We start from the raw sequence: 2376 nt of genomic DNA on the forward strand, positions 1-2376 counted from the left end.
ATGACTATACTAACTCCAAGGAATAGATACATAAAATAAATAAAGAGAATAATTCAATTATATGAGAAATTTGATAATGTAATGTTGAGAAGGTGTTGAAATTATCAATTGATTATTTTCGTTTTTGGGTGAAGATCAAGTTTGCGAATTTTCACAGGATGATTTTTTCAAAAAGCCGAGGGTGTGAAAGTATGGGATTAAATATAGAAGTTGGGACAATTGTTGAAGATTGGTATAATATTAATTCGAAAAAAATATATATCGTCACAAGGGTTCCTGTGAATGATGAAAAATATGAATATGCTCTTGTAGGGATGGATGGTCAAGTATACCTTAATAAACTATTTAGAAATTTAAGAGAGATTACATCACATATTGATTCTCAAGATTCGTGGGAAGTAAAACAAGTTCCAGTTACTTTCAACACTCAAAAAGACTGGAACATAAAAAGATCTTATGGAAAACATCATACCCTTGAAACTGTATTAATGAGTTTTATTAACTGCTTTCCAGGAAGATGGGGTATGTTAAGAGATAAGCGAACTGCTAAAGAAAAATCGCTTAAAAACAATTATATTGGTGAAATCGTTATGGAAAATGGTATTGTACTACAAATTAAGATTGAGTTAATAGAGAGTACTAATAATAAATCTAAGCCATGGGTATGTAAAGCGTATAGTGTTTCATAATCATTTCGAGTTTAGGTTTACATAATAATTTCATCTCGCTATAAACGTTCTAATAGACGTACCACCAACTGTTTGATTAAAAAAATGTTTTAGACTGAGTATCGCTGGTTTAATAAGATTTCTTTATTTTTATTTTCTTGTACTAATTAAATAAGGATTTAGACTGATGAATAGTTTTTATTTAGAGAAAAGAAATTTTATTAAAATAAAGTATTAAACTAAACAAAAAATACGCGATTTTTATACGAGAAGTGTGTGTATAAAAAGAATAAAGACGTTTAATTTTTTTCGTAGAAATAAAATAACCATTGGATTTGAGCCAATATTAGGAAACTTAGTTAAAATTTATAAATTTTAAAGAAGCGTAGAAATAAACCTAATTTCTACGCTTTTTCTTTTTTAAAAAAATTTACTATTGTTCTAAATTTCGTATATAAGATTTCACAGCTTGCAATAAGAATTCTTCCTGTCCCATACCAGCACTCGCTGCCATTTGAACTACTTTCTGCTTAAATTCATGATCTGCATGAAAAGTTAATGGCCCTACATTACTTTTAAAGTAAATTCCTTCTACATGTGGAAGTATCGTACCGGATTTCATATGAGAATGTAAGAATTTAATCTCTTCTTGAAACTGCAATGGCTCTACTTGTAATACGAAAGGTTTAATTTCTAATTTGATAGTATCTGATGAAATACTCAATCGCATATTTGTGACACCTAGCTCTTTATAAAATAAGTTTATTAGATTATAAGTGATGGAATTAAATAGTTGAGGTTTTTTAAATGAAAAAGATAAATACCCTCGTTTTGTAATTACAGCTTGCTTATGGAAAGGTTCAAAAGAATAATTATGATCCTTATAAGTGGATAGTGGGAAAATTTCTTCGTCCTCTGTAAGAATCTTGCCGTCTGCCCCATTAATCTCTATTACTCTAGCTGTTTTTCCGGTATGTTGATGTGTTAATAATTGATATAAATATATATCTTCTTCTTGAATTTTAGTAATGAATGTTTTTCGCTCTTTTGATGTAGTTTTTTCATAAGTAAGTTGAAAAGTTTCAAGGTCTTCTTTATCAATGACATATACTTCTTTTCCGCGCTTTTCAATCTTTGAAGCAGGTAATTTTCCAGATTTGATATATGTAAAGACAGTAGATGGTGCTACATTAAGAATTTCAGCTGCTTCTTTTGTGCTATAACCCTCAACCTCTTCGATATTTTTTAAACGTTCAATATCCTCTAAATAGAAAATTTTACTACCAAATTGTTTCCAATTATCTTTATATACACATTCTATTAATCCATCTTTTTCTTTCTTTAAAATTGTTTGTACCGTTACTCCTAATAAGTCGGCTGCCTCTTTTGTCGTTACAGTAGGTTTTGTAATGAACAATAAATCTTGTGTCATGAAAGGACACCTCCATAACTATTGTTTGCTAATATTTTAGATATGTATATATCATATCAGAATTTGATTTGTATTTAAAACAAGAAATGAATTTTATTAAACATCTTATACATTTTTATACTTTGAAAACCTTTGTAAGTCATTTTGTATTTTAATAGGTTTTTATAGTTGATTTAATTATAAGATCGCTATGAAAGTTAAGTTATTAGCTATTAAATGATATCTATTTACTAATAAATTATGAAAAAATATAAATATAAGTTAATAGAGAAGAAT

Annotated in this window: 2 protein-coding genes; one reads left to right on the forward strand and one right to left on the reverse strand. The window is 27.9% G+C overall.

Annotated features, from left to right (window positions below):
* The first annotated feature begins 191 nt into the window (after positions 1-191).
* Positions 192-689: a hypothetical protein gene (locus tag V7183_RS25530; protein WP_335361286.1), complete on the forward strand. Its 498-nt coding sequence runs from the start codon at positions 192-194 to the stop codon at positions 687-689.
* A gap of 412 nt (positions 690-1101) precedes the next feature.
* Here the strand turns inward: V7183_RS25530 and V7183_RS25535 are convergent, their stop codons facing one another.
* Entirely contained in the window at positions 1102-2100 is a 999-nt protein-coding gene (locus tag V7183_RS25535) for a helix-turn-helix domain-containing protein (protein ID WP_335361287.1), read from the reverse strand.
* Between the last annotated feature and the right edge of the window lie 276 nt (positions 2101-2376).

It is taken from the genome of Bacillus sp. JJ1127, from assembly GCF_036965845.1.
Taxonomy (GTDB): domain Bacteria; phylum Bacillota; class Bacilli; order Bacillales; family Bacillaceae_G; genus Bacillus_A.